Below are 23,403 nucleotides of genomic sequence, written 5' to 3'. Positions count from 1 at the left end.
ATCAGGCACCTCCCTTGGTGGGTTTCTCGACGATGTACACGCCGTCCTGGAACACGCGGCTGTCCTTGTCGGTGACGCGCGTGAGCTGTTCGATGTCGGCCGCCGTCTGGCCGACGTCCTCGATACTCGGACCGTTGAGGGTCACTTCCTCGCCGTCCACGGAGACCTGCGTGTCGCCGCGGATGGGGGCGCGTCGGGGCGCCTTCTCGCCGAGGAAGTTCTGGATGACGATCTCGTCGTCCTCCGCTTCGACCTGCATCGGGAAGTGAGAGTAGTGGACCTGCAGTCGGTACTCCCAGCCTTCGGTGACGCCGTGGAGCATGTTCTCCACGTGGCTCTCGAAGGTCCCGACGGTGGACATCGTCTTGGCGTCCTCAGCGTCGCTGGCGATGACGACAGCGCCGTCCTCGACGGAGACGCTGACGTCAGGATACCAGAGGCGCCGCGACACGGACCCCTCGGGGCCCTCGACGGAGAGGTCGAGGTGGTCGACCTCCGCCGTCACGTCGTCCGGAATTTCGATTTCGACTCGTGCCATTGTTAGTATACGTACGCGATAACCTGGCCACCGACGCCCTCTTCGCGGGCGTCGTAGTGGCTCATGATACCGTGGCTCGTCGTCACGACGAGCGAACCGTAGTCTCGAGCGGGGAGGTATCGCTTCTCCCACTGCTCGAACTCTTCGGCACCCACGGAGTACCGCGGGTTCACGGGGCCACACTCGTTGATGGCACCTTTTAGTTCGACCTCGAATCGACCAGCCTTCCCGTCGTCGACGAACTCGAAGCCGTCGATGTACCCGCGGTCGTAGAAGACCTCGAGGACGGAGCCGACCATGTTCGAGGCGGGCTCTACCGTGTGTTTGAGATGCCCGACGCTCTCGGCGTTGTCGAGGCCGGAGAGTGCGTCGGACAGGGGGTCGTTTGCCGTCATTGTTAGCTGTACTTCTTGAAGCCCATCGAGCGGGCAATCTCGCGGAAGCACTGTCGACACAGCCAGATGTCGTACTTGCCGACGAGGCCCTGATTGCGGCCACAGCGTCGGCACTCGTGTGTCTGGCCCGTCTCTGTTGCTTCGTCCGTCTCGCTCATTCGTTGACCTCCACGTCGAAGTTGGATTCGAGGTACGCGACCGCGTCCTCGGGGTCGAGTCGGTGGTTCGAGGGAATCTGCCGGGAGACCTGGTCGCGCTTGGCGACCCGGTAGCCCGGGCGCACGAGGTTGACGGTGACGTCAAGCCCGTAGATTCCGATGTTCGGGTCGTACTCCTGGCTCGGGAACTCCGTGTGCTCGTCGATGCCGAAGCTCACGTTGCCGGTGTCGTCGAACTGGCGCTTGGCCAGGTCGGCGGCCGGGAGCGCGCGGTCGAGGAAGTCGTTGGCGTCCTCGCCGCGGAGCGTGACCTTCGTACCGATCGGGTCACCCTCGCGGATGCCGAACTCGGGTTCCGTCCGCTTCGCCGTCGTGCGGACCGTCTCCTGGTTCGTGATCTCGTAGAGGATGTCCTCGGCGTTCTGGAGGTCGACCCCACCGCGGCCGACGCCCATGTGGGCGACGACCTTCTCGATGCGCGGTTCGCGCATCTCGTGGAACTCGGCCTCTGTCTCGCTCTCGCTCATTCCTCGTCACCTCCGACGAAGTTCTCGTCGATGACGACGACGTACTCCTCGACGGTCTCGAAGGCGTCCTCCTCGGTCTCCACGCGGACCGTGTTCTCCGCGCTGCCGGGCTGGACGGTGATATCCTCGACCGTACCGATCTCGCCCGCGTGCTGGCCGGCGACGGCGGTGACGAGCGCGCCCTCCTCGTATTCGAAGTGGGCGACAATCTCGTTGGTCTCGTTCTCAACGACGACGGAGTCGCTCCCGCTGTAGGAGTCGTCCTCGACCAGCAGGTTCGTGCCGTCGTGGAAGTTGAGCTGAGTCTGACCGCCGGAGACGGTCGTCTTGTCTTCGACCTTGTTCAGTTTGCTGTCCGCCGCGTCCGCTTCGATCGGCGTGAGTCCGAGGCGGCCGCCCTCGTCCGGGAAGACCCGGTAGTACTCGTCGCGCGCGGGGAACGCCAGGATGTCGAACATCCCGATGGGGCGCTTGACGTCGCCGACAGACGCACCGTTGACGAGCACGCCGTCAGTGTTGATGGCGTACTGCGCCTCGCTGGTGTCGTCGACGTAGCCCAGGACGTCCCGGAGCACGACGACGAGCGGAACGCCCGACTCGCCGTGCGGACCGGCCCCGGCCTTCGCGGTGAACGTCTCCGTCTTCCGCTCGACGGGCCAGGACTTCGGTACCGAGAGTCGCTTCTGGTGGTTCGTCATTCGTTGTCACCTTCCAGTCGCTCGGCGCGCACGTCGTCTTCGAGGTCGAGGTCGGTGACGCGGAGGTTGCTCGCGTCCATCGCGCGAGGCACTTCCTCGCCGTCCGCCTTCTCGACGGTGACGTCCTCGACGGACACCGACGCGTCGCGGAGGTCGACGTCGATGACCTCGCCCTCCTCGCCGGCGTAGTCGCCACGCATCACTTCGACGGTGTCGCCGACGTTGACGCGGACGCGACGCTGTCCGTACTCCTCGCGGAGGTCCTCGGAGAGGTGCGCCCGCACCTGCTTGTGACGCTCGTGCAGCGACGCGCGCTCCGTGCGGTTTCGCTGTTTGTGTGGTTGTTTGGTCATTGTCTATACGATCATCGTCGCGGTACTCGCGATGGTACCGTACCGTTCCGCCACTTCGCGCGAGATGGGACCTTTGATCTCGGTCCCGCGAGGCTCGCCGAGGTCGTCGATGATGACCGCGGCGTTGTCCTCGAACTTCACGCGCGTCCCGTCCGGTCGACGGATGGCCTTGCGCTGGCGAACGACGACGGCTTCGAGCACCTGACGGCGCATCTCCGGCGTCCCTTTGGTCACCGAGACGGTGATGGTGTCGCCCAGCCCGGCCTTCGGGTGGCGGTTCTTCGTTCCCTGGTACCCTGACACGCTCGTGATCTTGAGTTCGCGGGCGCCGGTGTTGTCGGCGCACTTGATGAGCGAACCCTTCTCCAGTCCCTGCGTGACGTCGGCCTTGATGGCTTCCATCAGGCGTCACCTCCGTCGGTGACTTCCACGACTACGTGGGACTTCGTTTTCGAGAGCGGTCGGGTCTCTGCGATGCTGACCGTGTCGCCGTCTGCGATGTCGAAGCACTCCGGCGCGTGTGCCGGCACTCGGGACCGCCGTTTCATGTAGCGGTCGTACTTCGGCACGAATACGTCGTATTCGCGCTCGACGACGATGGTCTTATCCATGTCTGTGGAGGCCACTTCGCCTTCGAGAACCTGCCCTCGCACGGAAAGACTCCCGTGGAAGGGGCAGTTCTCGTCGGTGCACGTGCCCTCCGGTTCTGTTACGTTCAGTCCTATCGCCATTTCGAATCAACTCCTCGTTCGGAGCGTAACGCTGGTCGTGAGAGCAACGCGACCCCATCCACCGTAACGTAGGCCACGCCCTCGCCAGTGGTTTGGCTCTCGCCACCTGCAGGTTTGGACGCGGTCCCGGTCGCCTTGGCGGCGACCGCAGCTTCATCTGTGAGTCGGAACGTGAATCTGGCTCCCCGCTTGGGAACCTGTTTGACACCCGAGTCGTCACCACCGGACTCCACTTGCTCGCGGCTCTCGCCGTCTTCTCGCGGGCCTCGCCCGCTCGAACGGTCCGAGGGACATCGTCCCTCGCTACTCGCCAGTTCGGTCGAGCGTGGCTCGACCAGGAGCGTGCGCATCGTCTCGCGGACGACGCGCCCCTCGATGCCGACCCGCGAGGGGTCGGTCGACTCCTCGACCCGCACGTGCAGGCCGACGAGTTCGTGTCGCGGCAGCGTCTCGGGTGTCACGTTCATCTTAGCTCTCGGTCTCGTCTAGGTCGCCTTCCTCGCGCTGGATCGTCTTGATCCGCGCGACGGTGCGGCGAAGCTCGCTGATGCGGCCCGGGTTGTCCGGGGCGCCGCCGGCCGCCTTCACGGCCTTCGCGTTCAGCAGCTCCGTCTCGATCTCCTCGAGTTCCGCCTCGCGCTCTGCGGGCGTCATGTCGCGGATCTCCTGGGTGTGGAGAATCGCCATTACTCCTCACCCTCCTCGTCGTCTTCGGCGTCGGCCTCGGCTTCGTCGGCCTCGGCCTCGTCCGCTTCTTCCATCTCGTCGATGAGCGCCTCGGCGGTCTCCTCGGCGGACTCGTCGACGTCGTCGAACTCCTCGTCGGCCTCGACGTCGGCGGCGAGTTCGTCGAGTTCTTCCTCGACGTCCCCGTCGGCGTCGGCGTCGACGTCCTCTTCGACGATCTCCTCGACGGCGGCCTCGGCGTCGGCGTCCGTCGTGGCGGCGTCCTCGGACTCCTCGCCCTCGCCGTCCTCGACGTCTGCCTCGCCTTCGCCCTCGAGGAGGTCCTCGAGTTCCTCGTCGGCTTCCGCTTCGTCGACGACGAGGTCCTCGATGTCGGCCTCCTCCTGGATCTCGAAGTCGTCGGGGAGCTTCGCGTTCGGCGGGATGATCTTCACGCTGACACCGATGGTGCCGAGCTTCATCACCGCGACGCCCTTGCCGTGGTCGACGATCTCCTCTGCGGGTTCGCCGTTGTGCTTGATGTAGCCGCGGTTGAACTTCTCGACGCGGCCGCGGTTGCCGGTGACCTTCCCGCTCAGGACGATCTCGGCGCCCAGCGCGCCGGCCTCCATGATGCGGTCGATGGTCGTGTGTCCGGCCTTCCGGAAGTACCAGCCGCGCTCGAGCGCGTTCGCGAGGCGGTCCGCGACGATCTGTGCGTTGAGGTCCGGTTCGTCGACCTCCTGCACGTCGATCTGCGGGTCCTCGAGGTCGAATCGCTCCTCGAGCTGGGTGGTGATCTTCCGGATGTTCTTCCCGCCCTTGCCGATGACCATCCCGGGCTTCTCGGCCTTCAGGACGATCTGCATACCCATCGGCGTCGGGGCGAGCTCCATGCCGCCGTAGCCGGCGCGAGCCAGCTCGGTAGCGAAGAACTCGTCGATCTGGGAGCGCTGGAGGCCCTGCTCGATGAACTGCATCTCGTCGGCCATTACGCGCTCACCTCCTCGGCGTCGGGTTCGGTGACGACGAGTTCGACGTCACAGAGGGTCGTGTTCCACGGGTCCGCCTTCCCCATCGCGCGGGGCTTGCGGCCCTGGCTCTCGTCGACCTTGTGCGGGGCGACGTGCGTGACGACCATCTGGTCGGCGTCGAAGCCCTGCTGGTCGGCGTTGTTCGCCACGTTCGAGAGGAGCTTCAGGAAGTCCTTCGAGGCCTTCTCCGGGTAGCGCCCGGCGTCCCAGCCCTCGATGTCGTTCCGGTGGCCGACGCCGCTGTTGTGCTGCTTGAACGGCACCGACTGCTCCTCGTTGATGACGGCGTCGAGGTACTCTCGTGCGTCGGCGACCGTCCGGCCCTTGATCTCTCGGGCGATGGCTTTGCTGTGCTTCAGGCTGATGGGCCGCTCCCGGAGCATCGCTCTCGCGGATACGTCCGGGTCGGTGTCCACGCTGTAGCTGATTCCCATGGTTTATTTGAGAGGCACGAACTTCGAGGAGCGGGTCGCGCCGATGCCCGCCTGCCCGTGTTCGACCGAGTTCCGGGTCAGCTGGAACTCGCCGAGGTAATGCCCGATCATCTCGGGTTGGACCTCGACGCGCTCGAACTCCTGTCCGCTGTAGACCGCGAACGTCAGGCCGACGAAGTCCGGCAGCACCGGCATGTCGCGCAGGTGGGTCCGGATCGGGTTGTTCGCCGTCTCCTCGGCCGTCGATTCGCGGGCTTCCTCGAGCACCTTCTGGTGCTGGTCGGACAGCCCACGGGTGATGGTTCGCCGCTGCCGTGCGGGGAGCAGTTCCGCGACTTCCTCCAGGCTCATATCCTGCAGCTCGTCGAGGTCGTGACCGCGGTAGGTGAACTCACCCTCGCGGCCGGTTCGGTATTCCGTGCTCATGATTACTCGTTGCCTCCGCGGCCGGTCCGCTTGGAGGCGATGTCGCCGACCTTGCGGCCGGGCGACGCGTTACGCGAGACGCTCTTCGGTCGACCGGGGTGCTGGCGGCCGCCGCCACCGAACGGGTGGTCGACGGCGTTCATCGCCACACCACGCACGATGGGCCACTTCCCGCCGCGGGCTCGCATCTTGTGGTGCTTGTTGCCGGCCTTCACGAACGGCTTCTCCGTCCGCCCGCCACCGGCGACGACGCCGATGGTCGCGCGGCAGTCGGGGGAGAGCCGCTTCATCTCGCCGCTCGGCAGCTGGACGACGGCGGCGTCACGCTCGTGCGTGATGAGGTCGGCGTTGACCCCGCTCGCGCGAGCGAACTTGCCACCGTCGCCGGGGTGGCTCTCGACGTTGCAGACGGGCACGCCCTCGGGAATCTCCGCGAGCGGGAGGGTGTTGCCCTCCTCGATGCTCGCCGAGATGCCGATCTCGATCGTGTCGCCGACTGCGGTGCCCTCGCTGGCGAGGACGAGTCGCTGGTCGTCGTCCTCGAACTGGACGTTCGCGACGGGCGCGCTGCGCGCGGGGTCGTGCTCGATGTCGACGACCTCGCCGACGAGCACGTCCGTGTCCTCGGCCTTGCGGTGCGACAGTTCTGCCTTGTATCGGTGCGACGGTGCGCGGAACGTCGACGTCCCGCGACCACGTCGCTGGCCCTGAATTCTTCGCCCCATCTTCAGAACACCCCGATGCGGGAGGCGACGTCCTGTGCGTCGTCGTCCTCCGAGAGCGTGACTGTCGCTTTCTTCTCGCCCTGCGGCGTTATCTGCGTGTTCACGTTGGTGACGGTCACGTCGTACTGGTCCTGGATAGCGTCACGAATCTCGGGCTTGTGCGCGTCGAGGTCGACGATGAACAGGAGCTTGTTGTCGAAGTCCATCTCGTCCATCGCCTTCTCGGTGACGAGGGGGTAGTCGATGATGCCGCTCATCGGTCGGCCACCTCCTCGAGTGCGCTCTCGGTCCAGAGGGTCAGGCGGCCCGGGTCCGTCCCGGGCGCCAGGTCCTCGGTGTTCACCTCTCGGCCGGTCGCCACGTCGACGCCCGCGAGGTTGCGGGCGGCCTTCGACGGACCGGACTCGCTGGAGGTGACGACGAGCAGGGAGCTGGGCTCGCGGTACTTGCGACCGCGGAGCTTCCCCTGCCCGGCGCGAACCGTCCTGCCCTCGTCCGCGCGTTCGACGTCCGTGTGGACGCCGACGGCCTCGAGGAACTCCACGACCTCCTTCGTCTTCACGAGGTCCTCGAACTCGTCGCTCACGACGAGCGGGAGCTCGGTGTCCTCGTCGAAGCGGTGGCCGCGCTCGGCGACCAGGTCGCCGTCCGTCGTCGCCGCGATGGCGCTCCGGGTGGCGGACTTCCGCTCCTTGTCGTTGAGGTCGAGGGAGTGGTCTTTCTCGGCTTTCGGCGGGTGCGCTGGTCGACCACCGACGGCCTGGGGAACGCGTGCGCCACGGCCGTTCGTCCGGGGGACGTGGGCCATACCGCGTCCGCTACCCTGGGACTCGGCGGAAGTGCGCAGGCCCGCGTACTCGTCGGCGCCTGTCTCCTGTGTTCGGTTGGCCTGCGCGGCGAGCACAGCACGCTTGATCAGGTCTGCGCGGACGGGTTCCGTGAACACGTCCGGCAGGTCGAGCGTGCCTGCGTCGTCGCCGTTCAGGTCGCGTACAGTTGCCTGCATGGTTATCCTTGGTTAGATGCGGTGCTGACGTAGCGCACCTCGGGGTCGAGGCGCGGCGATTCGCTCGGCCGGACGGCCGGGCGGAAGCGCACCAGGCGCTTGTCCGGGCCGGGCACCGACCCCTTCACGAGCGTGTACGAGCCGTCGACTTCGCCGTAGTTCGGGAAGCCGCCGGCGGCGTTCACGTCGTCGCCCTCACCGAAGTCGATGAGGCGCTTGTTGAGTTCGGTGCGCTGGTGGTAGCCGGTCTGTCCGAGCTGCGGAACCGTCGAGCGAACGCGGCTCGGGTTCCACGGGCCGAGGTTACCGATGCGGCGCCGCCAGCCCTGGCGAGCGTGCTTGCCTTTCCGCTTCTGCACGCCCCAGCGCTTGACGGGGCCCTGCGTCCCCTTGCCCTTCGTGACGCCGGCGATGTCCGTGAACTCGCCGGCGCGGAAGACGTCGCCGAACTCGTGGACGCCGCCGTCCTCGAGCAGTTCGGCCGCGAAGTCGGCGCGCTCCTGGAGGGAGCCACCGCCGACGCGCGTCTCCATGATGTCTGGTTCTTTCTTCGGGATGCTCGAGAGGTCGCCGGGGACCGTGTGCGTGATGACACGGATGTCCGCGACGTCTTCGTTCTCCAGCATCTCGGTCAGTTCGTCTGTGTCTCCGCCCGACTGCGGGACGGAGAGCGCGCGGTCGAGGTCCTCGTGGACGTCGTCTGCCCAGACTTCCGTGAGCGGCTTCTTGCCGTACGGCGTGTCTTCGTAGACGCGAACGGCGGCCGCTCGCATCGGGGGCGTTTCGACGACGGTGACGGGCACGGACGTTTCCATACCCTCACTGGGCGAGTTGGCCTTGTCGTCGACGAGGACGACGTGGGTCATGCCGGCCTTGTAACCGGCGAATCCCTGGAGGCCTACCTGCCCGTCGTCTGCGGGCCACGAGTTGAAGCGCGGTACCTCACTCTCCGCGCGCTTGCGGGGACTGAACCCCATCGAACCTTTGCGTGGTCTGTTTGGCTGTGGCATCGTATCACTCCGTGAGCGTCAGGCAGCCGAGGGAGGCGAACAGAGCTTCTTCCGTTCGCACTACCTCGCTCCCCTGCGACGGGATGGTGTTGAGCCAGGCGTCGAATCGCGCGGGTGCGTCGGAGTTGGGGTCGGCGACGGCCTCGCTGACCTCGTCCTCGGTGAGTCCGAGCATGGGCGGAAGCCCACGTTCGGGTGCACCGAAGGCGACTGTCAGTCCGTCCCGGGCGATGCGTTCGACGTACCCCCCGAGGGACGCCGCCGAAAGCGGCGTCCCGTGGCGGGAGGTAGCGATGCGAACGCCCGCGTCGGGGCGGTCGAGGGCGTCCCCGATGGTCGTGCGTTCGACCGAGAACCCCGGGAGGGGTTCGTCGACCAGTTTCGCACGGACCGGTCGTCGCGAAGAGACCCTGATGGTCACGCGCTCCCCCTCCACAACCTCCATACCGGGAGGCTGGTGGAGGGAGATCGGGTGTTGCATGCCGCAATTGACCCGAACGCGCCCTTCAGATCCGACCTGGGTCACGATTCCCTGTCGTAACGACCCAGACCCGCTCGAGTCTGAGCCGGTCCATGACGAGAGACGGAGCGGCGGCAGGACACCGACGTACTCCAGTTCGTCGCGCGTGTCGAAGGCCTCCTTTCGGAGGTATGGTGGCGTCGCGGCGTACCGCAACACCGTTTCGACGAACCCGCCGCCCCACTTCCGCTCGCCGTCTTCGTCGGGGAAGACGACGAGGCGGTCAGCCCGGAACACCGCCGCCGCGCGGGCGACGTAACCGAGTTTGCGAGTTGCCTCGCGTTTGTCCTCGGCTTCCCGGACGAGGGACGACGGCACGAGTACGCTGAGTGTCATGCCGTGTCGCGTCCGTGTCTCGTCACGAGACTGTAGGTTAGATATTGACCTCTCCGTTAAAAGGGTGGCGTTTCCGATGCCGCCCTGTGGCGGTCTCACACCCCGGTTATCGGCCGATTCGTGTGCGAGTGGTTGTCAGTCCTGGTGGTGCAGCGCCGGTCTCCACTCGACGTCGCCGGGGGGCCGTCCGAAACGACTCCACGGCGGCCACGTCTGCGCCTGTTCCCGACTCTCATACTCGTCTGCAAAGAATGGATTTATATACAACCCTGCCGATTGTATGAATGCGAAGAGCGCGCTGGTAGTGTAGTGGTATCACGTGACCTTGCCATGGTCACAACCGGGGTTCAAATCCCCGCCAGCGCACTTATCTACTAACTCTCACCGCTGAGCGCTGCGTGTGGCGCTCAGCCTGAGATTGGCGGCGTGAAGTGCAGGGGATTCGAGCTCGGAACGGGCGACCTCCGGGAGCGACGTTCCGGCGTTCAAATCCCCGCCAGCGCACTTTTTCCGGACAGTCGGTCCCGCAGTCCTCAGTCCACGTTCGCCTCGTCGACGCGGTCCGCGGCGGCGTCGACGCGACTCCCGCCCGTGGCTTCGTCGACGGAGTCGCTGGCGTCGAGTTCGCCGAGGTAGTCGACCATTTCCTCGACGGCGTCGCGCTGTTCGACGGTCTCTTCGGTTATCGCGCCGATATTGGCCTCGATGTCGCCGGCGTTCTCGTTGACGGTGTTCGCGGTCGCCGTGATCTCCTCGATGGAGACTGCCTGGTCGTCGTTGGCTTCTGCGACCTCAGTGATGCCGCTGGCGGCCTCCTCGACGGCGTTCACGACGTCGTCGAGCGCGGCGATGGTGGACTCGAGTTCGGTGCTGGCGTCTCCGACCCTGTCGTTCGTCGCGCGTGTGCTTTCGACCGTCTCGTCGGTCTGCTCGCGGATGGTTGTGATGCGCTCGGAGATGTCGTCGGCGTTCGTCTTCGTCTGCTCGGCGAGTTCCTTCACCTCGTCGGCGACGACAGCGAACCCATCGCCCTCCTCGCCCGCGCGTGCGGCCTCGATGTTGGCGTTGAGTGCGAGGAGATTCGTCTGGTCGGCGATGTCCGCGATGACCTCGACCACCTCGTCTATCTCGTCCATGTGGTCGGCGAGCTCCCCGACCGTGTCGACGAGGTCGTCCGTCGCGGCGAGCACCGCGTCCATCTCGGTCTTCGCGCTCTCGCTGGCTCGCGCGCCGGCGGAGGCGGCCTCCTGGGCCTCGGTCGCGGCGGTCGCCACCTGGTCGGAGGAGGCCGCTACCTCCTCCATGGTGGCGCTGAGGTCCTGCATCTCGTCGGTGATGGCGCGGAGGGACTCGTTCTGCTCGGTGATCTGCTCGTCGGCCTCGATGGCCGAGTCGGCGATGTCCGTTGCCGACACCGAGAGCTCTTCTATCTCGTCGGCGAGCCCAGACACCATCTCCTGGGTGCTGTCCGCGATGGTGTTCACCGCGTCGACGATCTCGAGCACGTCGTCGTCGAGCAGGCCGTTCTCGTCGTAGTCGACGCGAGCGTCGAGGATCCCGTCTTCGAGCGCCCGTGCGGTGTCGCTCACTCCCACGACGAGGTCGCTCATCGCCTCCCGCCGTCGGATGACCTCGGTGTTGTCCTGGACGAGCTGGATGACGCCCTGGAGCACGCCGCCCTGGTAGATGGGGGTGGCGACGGAGTGGACGAACAGCGTCTCGCCGTCGGCGTTCTCGAGTTCCTGTTCTACCTCGTAGGCGCGCTGGTCCCGGCCGCTGCGCTCTGCTCCGAACGTCTCGTCGGCGCGGTCAGGATTGTCGACGACGGCGTTCGCCAGCGTGCGCGTGCGGCCGTCCTGGAAGAACTTCGCGGTGTCGTCGTCGCCCAGGACGGCCTCCCTGTCGATCCCGGTGAGCACCTCCATCTCCCGGTTCCAGCCGAGGACGCGGTGGCTGGTATCGACGATGAACGCGGGCTGAGGGAGCGTGTCGAGGAGGGCGTCCGCCGAGATGTCGATGTCCTCGTCACTCGACGTGCGCCCGCCGAGCGTGTCTGCCTCGGCGTCCCTACCCCCATCCGTGTCGGGTGCGGCTCCCTCGTCGTCGCCAGGAATCTGTTCCATGCAGAGGCCCCGTCTCCGGGAACTCCCCTAAATGCAGGGAAACCCATCTATGTTACCGCGGTTGGCTGGTAGCGGTGCCGTCGTCTTCTCCGTCCTCCTCCTGAAAATCGAGAGGTCGGACTGATGCTACTCTCCGTGACGCCCGTTCAGGTCGACCGGCTACGGTTGAACAGCCGGAACAGCGGGTAGAAGAAGTACAGCCCCGCGAGCCCGATGAGCGCGTAGATGACCCGGGCGACGAGTTCGGCCGCCTCGGGGCGGAAGACGGGGTCGAGTGCCAGCTCGACGACGTTGATGTCCGCGATGCCGATGAGCCCCCAGTTGAGCGCCCCGACGATCAGCAACGCGAAGGTCAACCAGTCGAGCGCCGACGGTCTTGTCGCTAACATACAGGCTGGTCGGCCAGCGCGAGGATTGTTATTCAGAACGTACCCGAACGTGGGGGCAGATTAGCGCTACGCTCCGGCTATCGCGTCCGAACCGGGTTCTGGTAGCCCCTGGATACGCTGGTGCGGAGAGCCGTCTGCGACGCTACTGTCGCCGCCGCCAGAGTGTCGCGCCGATGGCGACCGCGACGGCGGCGAGCGCCAGCACGTTCGCGGCGGTGGTGCTGTCGCCGCCGAACCGCCAGCCGAACACGACGTAGCCGACGAGGCCGACGGTGGCGAACAGCAGGCCGACGATGGGAAGAGGGTTCGAGTCGTCGAACACGCTCCGGCCTTCGCCGACCAGCCTGTTAAACGCCTGTCGTCGGCTGCACACCACGCGAACGGGTACGTATCACTTTATATACTGTAATTCTCTTCACTGGCGGTGGCGCGTTCTCCGGCCGGGACCGTGGGGTAGAGCTACCTAGCGACGACCTTACCGGTTAAGCCCTGGGATTGTGACACAGTCTCACGATGGTTTCTTGTCGGTTCGTGATAATTCCCGAACGACCCTCCGATGTCCCGCCTCTCCGAATCGCAGGTCATCCTCCGCTACTACCTCTACCGAGCGACCGCACGACCGGGCTTCCACTACCCCGTGTACACGCTGTTCCTCCTGTTCAACGGGTTGAGCCTCGCACAGATCGGTCTCATCGCCAGCATCCAGTCGCTCGTCGTCGTCACCTCCGAGGTGCCGACCGGCTACGTGGGCGACCGCATCGGTCGACGGAACAGCCTCGCTGTCGGCGCGTTCATCATGCTCATCTCGAACGCGAGCTACCTCGTCGCGACCGACTTCGTCGGGTTCACGTTCACGTTCGTTACGCTGTCGTTCGGCGGCACGTTCGTCTCCGGCAGCGGGAGCGCGTGGCTCTACGACACCCTGCAGGAACACGACATCGAGGACGACTTCACGTACATCCAGGGCCGCTCGCGGGCCATCGCGCAGTGGGTGAGCGCCGTCAGCCTCATCATCGGCGGCTTCCTCTACGCCGTCAACCGCTTCTACCCGTTCTACGCGGGCGTCGTCGTGGCCTGCATCAGCCTCGTGATGGTGCTCCGCCTGCCGCAGAACGAGGCGTACGACGACGACGTCGAGGACGACGGCGAGGAACGGCTCACCATCGTGGACGCGCTCCCGGTCGTCCGCGACCAGCTATCGGCGCCCAGGCTCCGGTGGTTCGTCGTCTACCTCGCGCTGTTCAGCGGCGCCATCTGGACGATGGACATGTGGATCCAGCCCATCGCGCAGAACACCCTGGAGGCGAGTTTCGGCCCGACCCTGGAAGGGTGGGGGCTGCCGGAGTCGGGCATCATCGGGCTGCTGTACGCCGCGTTCACGGTGATATCGGCCATCGCTAGCGACTACGCCAGCGACGTCGAGGAACTGCTCGGCGTCCGCAACGCGATGCTGTTCATCCCGGTGGCGATCGCGGTGACGTACGTGTTCGCGGGCCTCGTCCCGCTGCTCGCGTTCCCGATGTTCTTCATGATGAAGGGCGGGGGCTCGCTGGTCGGTCCTATCCGGAACCGCTACATCAACGACAACGTCCAGTCCGTCGGGCGCGCCACTATCCTCTCCTCGGTGGCGATGCTGCGGCAGGTCGCCGGCATCCCGTTCCGCGTCGGGAGCGGCATCCTGGCGGGGATGTACACGCCGCTGAAGGCCGTCGCCATCCTCGGCGCGCTGTTCCTCGTCGGCGCGCTCCTGCTGTGGGTGTTCCGGCCACCGGTCAGCGAGGACTACGAGCCGTCCTCGGGCGCCGTCGCCGCGGACTGACGCCGCCCACCGTGGACGCCCCGACCGACTGGGCCAGAGGGCCCAAGTGTCGCCGCCCCCGACTCTCGGTATGACCGTCGTTGCACTTCTCAGCGTCGCGCCCGTCACGGAGAACAGCATGGCCGCGGACGTGGCCGACGCCGTCGCCGCCCTCGATGACTTCGACGTCGAGTACGAGACCAACCCGATGGGGACAGTGATCGAGGCCCCCGACGTGGACACGCTGCTCGCTGCGGTCGGGGCAGCCCACGAGGCCGTCGACGCCGACCGCGTGAGCACGTTCCTGAAGATAGACGACAAGCGCGCGAGCGACGAACCCGCCAGCGAGAAGGTCGCGGCGGTCGAGCGCGAACTCGGCCGCGAGGCGCGCTCGGACGGCGACTGACCGGACTCGACGGCTCGGGCGGACTGAGAAACCTCTTGTGTGGGGGCGCCGAACCCGCCGACATGGACAGTCTCAACCGGATGTCGCTGGAGCTCGCCGACGAGGCCCTGGAGTTCACGGAGGAACTCGACGTCGGCGCGTTCGAACTCGACAACGGCACCACGGTCATCGACTTCGGCGTCGAGCACGTCGGCGGCCTCGAGGCCGGCCTGCTGCTCACGGAGCTACAGACCGCTGGCCTTGCGACCGTACAGACCCGCGTCGACGAGGTGGCCGGCGCGACGTTCCCGCACGTCGAACTCGCCTGCGACCAGCCCGGCGTCGCGCTACTCGGCGCGCAGAAGGCCGGCTGGGAGGTCAGCACGGACGACTACGAGGGGCTGGGCAGCGGCCCGGCGCGCGCGCTGGTCGCCCAGGAGGGCGAGTACCGCGCGCTCGACTACGTCGACGCCTTCGAGTTCGCCGTGCTCGCCCTCGAGAGCGACGCGCTGCCCACCGCGGCCGCCGCCGAGCAGGTCGCGGACCTCGCGGACGTGAACACCGAGAGCGTCTACCTCGCGGCCTACCGGACGGCGAGCGTCGCGGGCAGCGTGACGGCCGCCGCGCGCGCCGCGGAACTCGCCGTCTTCAGGCTCTACGAACTCGGCTACGACCCGATGGACGTGCTCACGGTCAGCGGGAGCGCGCCCGTCGCGCCCGTCGCGGCCGACGAGGAGGCCGCCATCGGCCGGACGAACGACGCGCTCGCGTACGGCGGGCGCGTCCACCTCACCGTCGCCGAGGACTTCGACGAGTTCGGGGCCGTCCCGTCCTCGGCGGCAGAGCGCTACGGCGTGCCGTTCGCGGACATCTTCGCGGACGCCGACTGGAACGCCGACGACGTCGACGAGGGCGTCTTCGGTCCGGCGCAGGTCACCGTCGACGTGATCGGCGGCCCGACGTACACGCTCGGCGACGTCCACGAAGACCTGCTCGCCGACGGCTTCGGCATCGCCTGACCCGTCGACCCCGCGGAAGCCGCCGGAGGCCGGCGTTTTATCAGGTGTCCGACCGACGACCCCGGTATGCAACCCCTCTCGGGTCGGTCGGTCGCCGTCGTCGGCGCGGGGTTCGGTGGCCTCTCGACGGCCTGCTATCTCGCGAACGCCGGCGCGGACGTGACCGTGCTGGAGAAGAACGGGCAGGTCGGCGGGCGCGCGAGCCGACTCGAGCGCGACGGGTTCGCCTTCGACATGGGCCCGTCGTGGTACCTGATGCCGGACGTCTTCGAGCAGTTCTTCGCCGAGTTCGACCACCAGCCGACGGACTACTACGAACTGGAGCGCCTCGACCCCCACTACCGCATCTTCTTCAAGGACAACGAGGGGCGCCGCCCGGGCGGTGACGCGCCCGGCCTCGACGTGGACGCCGACGGCGACACCATCGACGTGACGCCGGACCGCGAGCAGGTCAAAGCGGTGTTCGACGCGTACGAACCCGGCGCCGGCGAGCGACTCGACGACTACCTCGCGCAGTCCCGCGAGAACTACGAGGTGGGGATGGAGCACTTCGTCTACGAGGACCGCCCCCGGGTTCGGGACTGGCTCGACCCGGACCTCGCGAAGTACGCCCGCGGGCTCACCTTGCTCGGGTCGATGCAGGATCACGTCGAGAACTACTTCGACCACCCGAAACTCCAGCAGGTGATGCAGTACACGCTCGTCTTCCTCGGGGGGTCCCCGGACACCACGCCAGCGCTGTACAACCTGATGAGCCACGTCGACTTCAATCTCGGCGTCTACTACCCGGACGGCGGCCTCAACGGGGTTGCGGTCGGAATGGCCGAACTCGCCGAGGAACTGGGCGTGACGTTCCGCACGGACCACCCCGTCACCGCCATCAAGGGCCAGCGCGGCGGGTTCAAGGTCGAGACGGACGGCGCGACCGGCCACGAACTCGCCGATGTCGTCGTCTCGGACGCCGACTACGCTCACACCGAGCAGGCACTGCTCCCGCCGGAGAAGCGCCAGTACGACGCCGACTACTGGGAGTCACGGACGTACGCGCCGTCGGCGTTCCTGCTCTACCTCGGCGTGGAGGGCGACGTCGAACCGCTCGCCCACCACAGCCTGGTCCTCCCCTCGGACTGGCAGGACCACTTCGACCAGATCTTCGAGGACCCCGAGTGGCCCGACGACCCTGCCTACTACCTCTGTGTCCCCTCGAAGACCGACGACGACGTGGCTCCCGAGGGCCACAGCAACCTGTTCGCGCTCGTCCCCGTCGCCCCGGGCCTCGACGACACTCCAGAGGTCCGGGAATCCTACCGCGACCTCGTGCTCGACGACATCGCAGAGAACACGGGCGTCGACCTCCGGGACCGGATCGTCGTCGAGGAGACGTTCAGCGTCTCCGAGTTCGCCGACCGCTACAACAGCTACCGGGGGACGGCGCTCGGCCTCGCGCACACGCTCCGCCAGACCGCGCTGTTCCGCCCGCCCCACCGCTCGAAGGCCCTCGACGGCCTCTACTTCACGGGTGCGTTCACGACGCCCGGTATCGGCGTCCCCATGTGCATCATCAGCGGCGAGATAACCGCCGAGAACGTCCTCGCCGACGAGCGCTGAGGCATGCTCCGCTACCTGCTCACGCTTTCCCGCCCCCGGTTCTGGCTCTACCTCGCCGGCCCCGTCCTCGTCGGCGTGGCCTACGGCGCCGACGCGCTTCCCGAGCTGTTCTCCCCGGCCGCCGTCGCGCTGCTCGCCTACTTCCTCGTGCCCGCGAACGTCTACCTCTACGGCGTCAACGACTTCTTCGACCGGGACGCCGACGAGCGCAACCCGAAGAAGGACGACCGAGAAGCCCGGTTCCGCGGCGGACGCACCGTCACTGCCGTCGTCGCCCTCTCGGGCCTGCTACTGCTCGCCGTCGTGCCGTTCGTCCCGGCGCTCGCGGTCCCGTGGCTCGCCGCGTGGGCGTTCCTCGCCACCGAGTACAGCGCGCCGCCGCTCCGGTTCAAGACGACGCCGTTCCTCGACTCGGTGTCGAACGGCCTCTACATTCTCCCCGGCGCCGCCGCCTACGCCGCCGTCGCGGGCCAGCAACCCCCGCTGTTCGCCGTCCTCGGCGGGTGGCTGTGGGCGATGGGGATGCACACGTTCTCCGCCGTCCCCGACATCGAACCCGACCGCGAGGCGGGCCTCCGCACGACGGCAACGTTCCTCGGCGAACGCCGGACGTACGCCTACTGCGCGGCCTGCTGGCTCGCCGCGGCCGCCGCCTTCGCACTCGTCGACTGGCGACTCGGCGCCGTGCTGCTCGCGTACCCCGTGCTCGTCTTCGCCATCGTCCGCTCGCGGGTTGACGTCGAGCGCGCCTACTGGTGGTACCCGTACGTGAACACGCTCGTCGGGATGGCGCTCACGCTCGGCGGCCTCTGGAGGTTCGCCGATGCGTGAGGCCGTCGAACGCCGCCTGGAGGAACTGGTCGCGGCCAACCGCTTCGAGATAGCGGTCGTCTTCCCGGCCGTCGGCGCCGTCCTCTTGCTCGCCTCGGCGTGGGGCCTGCTGCCCGCGCCGCTGGCCTTCAACCCGTACCTCGTGCTGTTCGGCGTGCTCGTGATGCGCCTGCCGCTGGTCGCCGGCCTGCTCCCGCTGGTCGGTAGGCGGGCGGCCGCCGCGCTGGTCGCGCTCACCGCCTACGCCTACGGCATCGAACTCGTCGGCGTGGCGACCGGGTGGCCCTACGGGAACTTCGAGTACCTGGTCGACCTCGGACCGATGCTGCTCGGGGACGTCCCGCTCGGCCTCCCCGTCTTCTTCCTCCCGCTCGTCGTGAACAGCTACCTGCTCGTCCTGTTGTTGCTCGGGCCGCGGGCCGCCCGCGCCGCCGTCCGTCTGCCGGCCGTCGCCGCGCTCGTCCTCTGGATGGACGTCGTGCTCGACCCGGGCGCCGTCGCCCTGGGGTTCTGGGTGTACGACGCCGCGGGCGCCTACTACGGCGTCCCGCTGTCGAACTACCTCGGCTGGGTGCTCTCGGCGGCCGTCTCCGTGGCGATACTCGACTGGGGATTCGACCGCGGTGCGCTCCGCGAGCGCCTCGCTACCTGTTCGTTCCTGCTCGACGACCTGGTGAGCTTCGTCGTGCTCTGGGGGGCCGTGAACGTCGCGTTCGGCCAGGTCGTTCCTGCGCTCGCGGCGGCCGTCCTCGGCGTCGCGCTCCTCAGGACTGACCGCTTCGACTTCGACGTGCTCGCTCTGTCGCCGGTCCGCCGCTAGGGCGCCGGCTGCGGATCGCCGTGGTGGTGTGCGTGCTCGGCCGTCGACGCCAGTCCGGTCACCCGGTAGAACACCGACTCCGGGTCGCCGTACACCGCCCACAGCAGCCGCGTCTTCGCCAGCAGCCACAGCTTCCGCGTCGTGCTCAGTCCCGGCGTCGACGACAGCACGTCGTAGTTCCGCTTCCGGATCTCCCGGTGGTGGTCGGCGTACAGCACCGCCGCGAGCAGCACCGCGAACTGGCAGTCCTCGGGCAGGTACTCGATGCCCGCGACGCCCTCGCGGTACTTCCGCTCGGTGTAGGCGAGTTCCTGGCGCATCGCCTCGCGGAACCCCGGCGTCACCTCCCCGCGGTGCAACTGCTCGACGGTGACGCCGTGTTCCTCGCGTGTCTCCGCGGGCAGGTAGACGCGGTCGTAGTCGTCGATGTCCTCGGCGACGTCCCGCAGGAAGTTCGTCAACTGGAACGCCTCCGCGAGCGCGGCGGCATGGGGCTTCGCCGCCTCGGGGTCCTCGACCTCCATCACGTCGACCATCATGCTCCCGACGGCGACCGCGGACCCCCGCATGTACGCCTCCAGTTCCTCGTGGGTGTCGTAGCGGGTGGTCTCCAGGTCCGCGAGCATCGCGTCGACGAACGTGTCGACGTCCGCGTCGTCGAAGTCGTGGCGCTCCGAGAGCTCTTGGAACGCCGCGAGCACACCCTCGCCCTCCCGCTCGCCCAGCGCTTCGGCCCGGATGCGCTCGAGTTCCGCCCGCTGTTCGGCGGGGTCCCGGTCCTCCACGGTGTCGACGACGTCGTCGGCGACCCGGAAGAACGCGTAGAGGACGTACGTCGAGTGGCGAACACGCTCCGGGAGCAGCCGCGTCGCCAGGTGGAACGTTCGCCCGGTTCGCCGCTGGATGTCCTTGCTCGTGGAGATGTGTGTACTGTCGACCATGTTCCGGGGGCTCGTCCGTGGCACGCGACAGTCCCGACACACGTGCCCCGGGTGCTAATCTCGTATAGGGAGCGGACAAAGAAAAAACACGGTGGCACCAGCGACGACCACCCCTTCTCCAAACCACTGAATACCGTGGAGCGGCCACCGACAGACGTGCAACGAAAGCCCGTCCCGCCGGCCCCCGACTCGCTGGCCACGCTGCGGGCCGTCCGCGACGCGGTGCCGCTCGTCCCGAAACCGGAGGATGACTGCTGTCGGCGCGTCCTCGACCGTACCGACGTGACCGACCGCGGTACCGCGTCCTCGTGGCTCGTCTTCCTGGCCGCGCTCGGCGCCGTCGCGGAGGAGGACACCGGCTACGCCCGCACGCGGACCGAACTCGACCGCGAGGCCCTGGCGAGCGCGTTCGTCGACAACGTCTTCCTCGCGGCGGAGTGCCTCGAGGCCCTGAACGCCGACGACCCGCGGACGCCCGCCGACGTGTTCGAGGCGGTCCGCGACCGGGTGCCGCGCTGGGAGCGCACGAAACGGGAGAACTGGCCGGCGTTCTGGACCGACCGCGTCGAACGCCGCCTCGACTGGGCGGTCCTGCTCGGCCTCGCCACGGAGACGGACGACGGCTACCTGCGGGCCTGACTCACTCGATGTAGGCGCGGTTCCGGACGTAGAACGCTACCTGCCCGCCGAAGACAGCCAGGGCCGCCGCGACCGCGGCCGCTATCGACCCGGCGTAGCCGTTCGACACCGCGAGGTAGCCGCCGACGAGGCCCACTACGAGCGCAGCGCCCGCGGCGATAGCGCCGTCGACGACCTGCGCCGTGCTCGTCTTCGCCGCGTCGTAGGCCGCCCTGTCGAGGCCGAGACTCGTGCGGACCAGCGAGGGGGTCCCCGCCGCGAGCCCGACCGCGAGCGCGTACGGCACCGACACGTACAGCGACAACCCGCCCGCGACCACGCCGGCCGTGACGATGCCGACGACGAACTCGAGCGTCTGACGACTGACCATGCGACCGCTTCGAAGGGGGGGCCGGAAAACAGTTCGACTACTCGGGGACGCTCGTCACTGTGCCGACGCCCTTGCTCGCGCCCTCGCGGAAGACGAAGCGCTGCCCCTCCTCGACGAGGTACGGCCGGAACTTGAACCGGACGCGCGTCTCGCCGGTGTCCCCGGGGAGCAACTGGCCGTCAGACGGTTCGAAGCGCGCCGCCTCGCCGATGGTCTCGAGGTGGACGACCGGTTCGTAACCCGAGTCGATGCGCGTCGGGTGGTTCAGCACCATCACCTCGGCCTCGAACTCCCTGACGGGCGTCGGGTTGGTGTCCGGGGGAAGCAGCACCATCCCGCGCTCCACGTCGGCCTCCCGGACGCCCTTCAGCGCGATGCCGACGATGCGGCCCGCCTCCGCCCGGTCGACGCGGTGGTAGTGCATCTCGATGGAGCGAACCTCTACCTCGCGGAACTCTCCGTCTGGGAACGGGCCGAGCAGGAGGGTGTCGCCGGACTCCACGGTGCCGGACTTCACGGTGCCAGACGCCACCGCGCCCACCCCGGTGACGTTGTACGTGCGGTCGATGTACATCCGGAACGGGCCGCTGGCGGCCGTCGTCTTCGGGAGGCGCTGGAAGAACTGGTCGAGGACGTCCAGACCCTCCAGCGAGACGGCGCTCGTGCGGACGATGGGGACGACGTTGTCCCCGACCTCTTCGATTGCTGCTTCCACGCCGTGTCGGGAGACGGGAAGCGGCGTGCGCCCGGTCTCACGGAGCATCCGCTCGACCTCGCGTTCGACCTCGGCGACCTGCTCGTCGTCCACGAGGTCGGTCTTCGTGATGGCGACGATAGTCGGCAGGTCCGTCGCCAGCAGGACGCCGGTGTGCTCGCGGGTGGTCTTCGTCGGGCCGTCGTCGGCCGCGACGGTCAGCAGCCCGTAGTCGAGTTTCTGTCCGACTAGGCCGCGGATGGTCGTCGACAGCCACGGCTCGTGGCCGACGGTGTCGACGAAGGAGACGACGCGGTCGGCGTTCTCCACGACGGCCGCGCGCTCGTCCTTCCGGTGGGGGTTGCGAACCCGCATCGGGCCCTCGCCGTCGAAGCCGTAGACGCCGTAGGAGAGGTCCGCCGAGAGGCCGCGCTCGACCTCGTGTGGCTGGACGTCGAGGAAGCCCCGCGTCCCGCCGTCGCCGTCGTCCGGGTTGCCCGTGACGAGGCTGCCGACGAGCGTGGACTTCCCGTGGTCGACGTGGCCCGCCGTCCCGACGATGATGTGGTCGTCGCCGGGCGCCAACGAGGAGCCGTCTCTGACGGTGGCGACGCCGACGAGTCCGCCCTCGTCGGTCCCCCACGTCTGGACCTCCTCGATGTGTGCGCCCGCCTCCTCGGCGAGCAGGCTCAGCACGTCCATCGTCTCGGAGAACACCTCCCGCGAGACCCCCGCGATGCCGCCGTCGTCTGTGACGCCGAGCACGTACTCGGCCTCCCCGTCGCCGGAGAGCACGCGGTGGCGCAGTTGCGCCGCGAGGCTCTCCAGTCGGCCGTCGGCGAGGTGGACGTCGCGGCTGAACCGTTCCTTGAACTCGACACTCCCGCCCTCCTGTTCGCCGCGTTCGAGCGCGGTCACCAGTCGGGCACGGTCACGGCCCATGGGGGCGCGTTAGTGAGTGGCAGACAAAAGCCTTCCCCGCGTAGCGGTCCGTAACGCTCCGGAGACGGGGATACCCGCCGGCTCTCAGACCACGTCCGGAAGCGCCGACAGCGACCCGACGTGCGACACGTCCTCGGGGGTCTCGTCGCCGACGTAGACCCCACGCCAGCCCGCGGCCTCCGCGGCCCGGACATCTCTGTCGAGGGCGTCCGCCACGAACACGTAGCTATCGGCCGGGAGTCGCTCCTCGGCGGCCGCGAAGATTCCGGGGTCGGGCTTGCCAACGCCCACGTCCCTGGAGACCACGACGGCGTCGAACGCGTCACCGAAGCCGCCCGCGTCGACTTTCGCGCGTTGCATCGGTCCGTGACCGTTCGTCAGCACCCCCAGCTGATAGTCGTCGGCGAGAGCCGCCACCGCCTCCGTCGCATTCGCGACTGGCACCGTCGCAGCGAGTTCGGCGTCCTGCATCGCCGTGGCGAACGACTCGGGGTCGGCCGAAAGGTCGGCCGCCGCCGCGGCCGCCGCGTACGGGTCGTCGGCCGACTCCAAGTGGTCCCCGAGCGCTGCCCCGAACAACTCGACGTCGCCGTCGGAGAGATCCACGTCGAGTCGCGACGCCGCGTCCTCGACGATGGCGACGAACGACCGGTCGAACTCGACGAGCGTCCCGTCGAGGTCGAAGTACACTGCGTCCATGTGACCGTCTGGTCGGTCGACCGAGTAAACAGTTCCGCGACGCGCTCCTCACGCCTCCCGTTTCAGCCGCTGGTAGGCCTCGTTCACCCGGGAGAACTCCAACTCGTCGCCGCCGCGGTCCGGGTGGAGTTCGCGGGCCTTCTCGCGGTACGCCGCCCGCACCTCGTCGGCGCTCGCACCGGGGTCGACGCCGAGCACGCGGTAGTCCTCGCGCAGCGGTCGGCTGGAAGTGGCGCCGCTCGACCGTGTCCGACCGCTCGACCCCGCCCGACCGCTCCCACCTGCTCGCCCCCGCCGGGACTCCCGCTTGCGTTCCTCCCACTGACGGCGCTGCTCGCGCTCGTACTCCTCGCGGTCGACGCTCCGGTTCCGGAAGGCGTGTCTGCGGAGGTGGCCGGCGGCGTGGTAGTAGAAGACGGCGGCGGTGACGGCGAACGGCACCGCGACGCCGAAGGCCACGGGGCTGTACACGACGCCGAGGACGCCGAACACGACGCCGAGGACGCCGAACACGCCGACTAGCCCCCAGACGATGCTCGTATCGCGGACCACACCGAGGGTAGGGAGTCGAGCAGTAAAGGGTCTGGC

The 23,403-nt window shown here is 67.9% G+C and carries 32 protein-coding genes and 1 tRNA gene; 8 read left to right on the top strand and 25 right to left on the bottom strand.

Annotated features, from left to right (window positions below; all coding sequences use genetic code 11):
• Nucleotide 1 precedes the first annotated feature (1 nt).
• From HALDL1_13350 to HALDL1_13270, 17 genes are all read right to left on the bottom strand, one after another.
• The gene (locus HALDL1_13350) at nt 2-538 is read right to left on the bottom strand and encodes a 50S ribosomal protein L6 (protein ID AHG04472.1); all 537 of its coding nucleotides are present in this window, start codon (nt 536-538) and stop codon (nt 2-4) included.
• A gap of 2 nt (nt 539-540) precedes the next feature.
• The gene (locus HALDL1_13345; GenBank protein ID AHG04471.1) at nt 541-933 is read right to left on the bottom strand and encodes a 30S ribosomal protein S8; all 393 of its coding nucleotides are present in this window, start codon (nt 931-933) and stop codon (nt 541-543) included.
• A 2-nt stretch (nt 934-935) separates the two neighbouring features.
• Complete coding sequence (locus tag HALDL1_13340) at nt 936-1,091, bottom strand: 30S ribosomal protein S14 (GenBank protein AHG04470.1); 156 nt, start codon at nt 1,089-1,091, stop codon at nt 936-938.
• A complete protein-coding gene (locus HALDL1_13335) occupies nt 1,088-1,618 on the bottom strand; it encodes a 50S ribosomal protein L5 (protein AHG04469.1) in 531 nt (176 codons plus the stop codon). The genes HALDL1_13340 and HALDL1_13335 overlap by 4 nt, the downstream gene beginning before the upstream one ends.
• Nucleotides 1,615-2,316: a 30S ribosomal protein S4 gene (locus HALDL1_13330; GenBank protein ID AHG04468.1), complete on the bottom strand. Its 702-nt coding sequence runs from the start codon at nt 2,314-2,316 to the stop codon at nt 1,615-1,617. Before HALDL1_13330 ends, HALDL1_13335 begins: the two co-directional genes overlap by 4 nt.
• Entirely contained in the window at nt 2,313-2,669 is a 357-nt protein-coding gene (rpl24p, locus tag HALDL1_13325; GenBank protein ID AHG04467.1) for a 50S ribosomal protein L24, read from the bottom strand. Before rpl24p ends, HALDL1_13330 begins: the two co-directional genes overlap by 4 nt.
• Nucleotides 2,670-2,672: 3 nt before the next feature.
• Nucleotides 2,673-3,071 (bottom strand): 50S ribosomal protein L14, encoded by a 399-nt coding sequence (locus HALDL1_13320; protein AHG04466.1) that lies wholly within the window; start codon nt 3,069-3,071, stop codon nt 2,673-2,675.
• Nucleotides 3,071-3,400, bottom strand: coding sequence for a 30S ribosomal protein S17 (locus HALDL1_13315; protein ID AHG04465.1), 330 nt, complete (start codon nt 3,398-3,400; stop codon nt 3,071-3,073). Before HALDL1_13315 ends, HALDL1_13320 begins: the two co-directional genes overlap by 1 nt.
• A gap of 468 nt (nt 3,401-3,868) precedes the next feature.
• Nucleotides 3,869-4,087, bottom strand: coding sequence for a 50S ribosomal protein L29 (locus tag HALDL1_13310; GenBank protein ID AHG04464.1), 219 nt, complete (start codon nt 4,085-4,087; stop codon nt 3,869-3,871).
• Nucleotides 4,087-5,058 (bottom strand): 30S ribosomal protein S3, encoded by a 972-nt coding sequence (locus HALDL1_13305; GenBank protein ID AHG04463.1) that lies wholly within the window; start codon nt 5,056-5,058, stop codon nt 4,087-4,089. Before HALDL1_13305 ends, HALDL1_13310 begins: the two co-directional genes overlap by 1 nt.
• Nucleotides 5,058-5,534, bottom strand: a complete 477-nt coding sequence (locus HALDL1_13300) for a 50S ribosomal protein L22 (protein AHG04462.1) — start codon at nt 5,532-5,534, stop codon at nt 5,058-5,060. The genes HALDL1_13305 and HALDL1_13300 overlap by 1 nt, the downstream gene beginning before the upstream one ends.
• A 3-nt stretch (nt 5,535-5,537) precedes the next feature.
• Nucleotides 5,538-5,960 (bottom strand): 30S ribosomal protein S19, encoded by a 423-nt coding sequence (rps19p, locus tag HALDL1_13295; protein AHG04461.1) that lies wholly within the window; start codon nt 5,958-5,960, stop codon nt 5,538-5,540.
• A gap of 2 nt (nt 5,961-5,962) precedes the next feature.
• Nucleotides 5,963-6,685: a 50S ribosomal protein L2P gene (gene rpl2p / locus HALDL1_13290; protein ID AHG04460.1), complete on the bottom strand. Its 723-nt coding sequence runs from the start codon at nt 6,683-6,685 to the stop codon at nt 5,963-5,965.
• A 2-nt stretch (nt 6,686-6,687) separates the two neighbouring features.
• Entirely contained in the window at nt 6,688-6,942 is a 255-nt protein-coding gene (locus tag HALDL1_13285) for a 50S ribosomal protein L23 (protein ID AHG04459.1), read from the bottom strand.
• A complete protein-coding gene (rpl4lp, locus tag HALDL1_13280; GenBank protein AHG04458.1) occupies nt 6,939-7,691 on the bottom strand; it encodes a 50S ribosomal protein L4 in 753 nt (250 codons plus the stop codon). The genes HALDL1_13285 and rpl4lp overlap by 4 nt, the downstream gene beginning before the upstream one ends.
• A 2-nt stretch (nt 7,692-7,693) precedes the next feature.
• Complete coding sequence (locus tag HALDL1_13275) at nt 7,694-8,701, bottom strand: 50S ribosomal protein L3 (protein ID AHG04457.1); 1,008 nt, start codon at nt 8,699-8,701, stop codon at nt 7,694-7,696.
• 4 nt (nt 8,702-8,705) lie between these two features.
• On the bottom strand, nt 8,706-9,557 hold the full coding sequence (locus HALDL1_13270; GenBank protein AHG04456.1) for a hypothetical protein: 852 nt from the start codon (nt 9,555-9,557) through the stop codon (nt 8,706-8,708).
• Between the two features lie 295 nt (nt 9,558-9,852).
• Here HALDL1_13270 and HALDL1_13265 point away from each other — a divergent pair.
• A tRNA-Gly gene (locus tag HALDL1_13265) sits at nt 9,853-9,923 on the top strand.
• A gap of 167 nt (nt 9,924-10,090) precedes the next feature.
• Here the strand turns inward: HALDL1_13265 and HALDL1_13260 are convergent.
• The 3 genes from HALDL1_13260 to HALDL1_13250 form a co-directional block, all read right to left on the bottom strand.
• The gene (locus HALDL1_13260; GenBank protein ID AHG04455.1) at nt 10,091-11,680 is read right to left on the bottom strand and encodes a chemotaxis protein; all 1,590 of its coding nucleotides are present in this window, start codon (nt 11,678-11,680) and stop codon (nt 10,091-10,093) included.
• Between the two features lie 146 nt (nt 11,681-11,826).
• On the bottom strand, nt 11,827-12,069 hold the full coding sequence (locus tag HALDL1_13255; protein AHG04454.1) for a hypothetical protein: 243 nt from the start codon (nt 12,067-12,069) through the stop codon (nt 11,827-11,829).
• A gap of 142 nt (nt 12,070-12,211) precedes the next feature.
• Nucleotides 12,212-12,391, bottom strand: a complete 180-nt coding sequence (locus HALDL1_13250; GenBank protein ID AHG05352.1) for a hypothetical protein — start codon at nt 12,389-12,391, stop codon at nt 12,212-12,214.
• 234 nt (nt 12,392-12,625) lie between these two features.
• On the opposite strand from HALDL1_13250, the gene HALDL1_13245 reads away from it, so the two are divergent.
• The 6 genes from HALDL1_13245 to HALDL1_13220 all read left to right on the top strand — a co-directional run bounded on the left by HALDL1_13245 (nt 12,626) and on the right by HALDL1_13220 (nt 18,530).
• Entirely contained in the window at nt 12,626-13,888 is a 1,263-nt protein-coding gene (locus tag HALDL1_13245; protein AHG04453.1) for an MFS transporter, read from the top strand.
• A 70-nt stretch (nt 13,889-13,958) separates the two neighbouring features.
• Complete coding sequence (locus tag HALDL1_13240; GenBank protein AHG04452.1) at nt 13,959-14,273, top strand: hypothetical protein; 315 nt, start codon at nt 13,959-13,961, stop codon at nt 14,271-14,273.
• Nucleotides 14,274-14,335: 62 nt separating this feature from the next.
• A complete protein-coding gene (locus HALDL1_13235; GenBank protein AHG04451.1) occupies nt 14,336-15,271 on the top strand; it encodes a N(5),N(10)-methenyltetrahydromethanopterin cyclohydrolase in 936 nt (311 codons plus the stop codon).
• Between the two features lie 66 nt (nt 15,272-15,337).
• On the top strand, nt 15,338-16,879 hold the full coding sequence (locus tag HALDL1_13230; GenBank protein ID AHG04450.1) for a phytoene dehydrogenase: 1,542 nt from the start codon (nt 15,338-15,340) through the stop codon (nt 16,877-16,879).
• 3 nt (nt 16,880-16,882) lie between these two features.
• Nucleotides 16,883-17,710: a prenyltransferase gene (gene ubiA, locus HALDL1_13225; protein ID AHG04449.1), complete on the top strand. Its 828-nt coding sequence runs from the start codon at nt 16,883-16,885 to the stop codon at nt 17,708-17,710.
• On the top strand, nt 17,703-18,530 hold the full coding sequence (locus tag HALDL1_13220) for a carotenoid biosynthesis protein (GenBank protein ID AHG04448.1): 828 nt from the start codon (nt 17,703-17,705) through the stop codon (nt 18,528-18,530). The genes ubiA and HALDL1_13220 overlap by 8 nt, the downstream gene beginning before the upstream one ends.
• Here the strand turns inward: HALDL1_13220 and HALDL1_13215 are convergent.
• A complete protein-coding gene (locus HALDL1_13215; protein AHG04447.1) occupies nt 18,527-19,471 on the bottom strand; it encodes a geranylgeranyl-diphosphate geranylgeranyltransferase in 945 nt (314 codons plus the stop codon). The genes HALDL1_13220 and HALDL1_13215 overlap by 4 nt on opposite strands.
• Nucleotides 19,472-19,627: 156 nt before the next feature.
• On the opposite strand from HALDL1_13215, the gene HALDL1_13210 reads away from it, so the two are divergent.
• Nucleotides 19,628-20,110, top strand: a complete 483-nt coding sequence (locus tag HALDL1_13210) for a hypothetical protein (protein ID AHG04446.1) — start codon at nt 19,628-19,630, stop codon at nt 20,108-20,110.
• 1 nt (nt 20,111) lies between these two features.
• On the opposite strand, the gene HALDL1_13205 is transcribed toward HALDL1_13210, so the two are convergent.
• The 4 genes from HALDL1_13205 to HALDL1_13190 form a co-directional block, all read right to left on the bottom strand.
• Complete coding sequence (locus HALDL1_13205; protein ID AHG04445.1) at nt 20,112-20,480, bottom strand: hypothetical protein; 369 nt, start codon at nt 20,478-20,480, stop codon at nt 20,112-20,114.
• Nucleotides 20,481-20,517: 37 nt separating this feature from the next.
• Complete coding sequence (locus tag HALDL1_13200) at nt 20,518-22,116, bottom strand: GTP-binding protein (GenBank protein AHG04444.1); 1,599 nt, start codon at nt 22,114-22,116, stop codon at nt 20,518-20,520.
• An 84-nt stretch (nt 22,117-22,200) separates the two neighbouring features.
• Nucleotides 22,201-22,806 carry a haloacid dehalogenase gene (locus tag HALDL1_13195; protein AHG04443.1) on the bottom strand — a complete coding sequence of 202 codons (606 nt, stop codon included), beginning with the start codon at nt 22,804-22,806 and terminating at the stop codon, nt 22,201-22,203.
• Between the two features lie 57 nt (nt 22,807-22,863).
• A complete protein-coding gene (locus tag HALDL1_13190) occupies nt 22,864-23,367 on the bottom strand; it encodes a molecular chaperone DnaJ (protein ID AHG04442.1) in 504 nt (167 codons plus the stop codon).
• Nucleotides 23,368-23,403: the final 36 nt, after the last annotated feature.

The organism is Halobacterium sp. DL1, assembly GCA_000230955.3.
Taxonomy (GTDB): domain Archaea; phylum Halobacteriota; class Halobacteria; order Halobacteriales; family Halobacteriaceae; genus Halobacterium.
The sequence above is the reverse complement of the archived record's forward strand: the minus strand, read 5'-3'. Positions and strand labels throughout refer to the sequence as shown.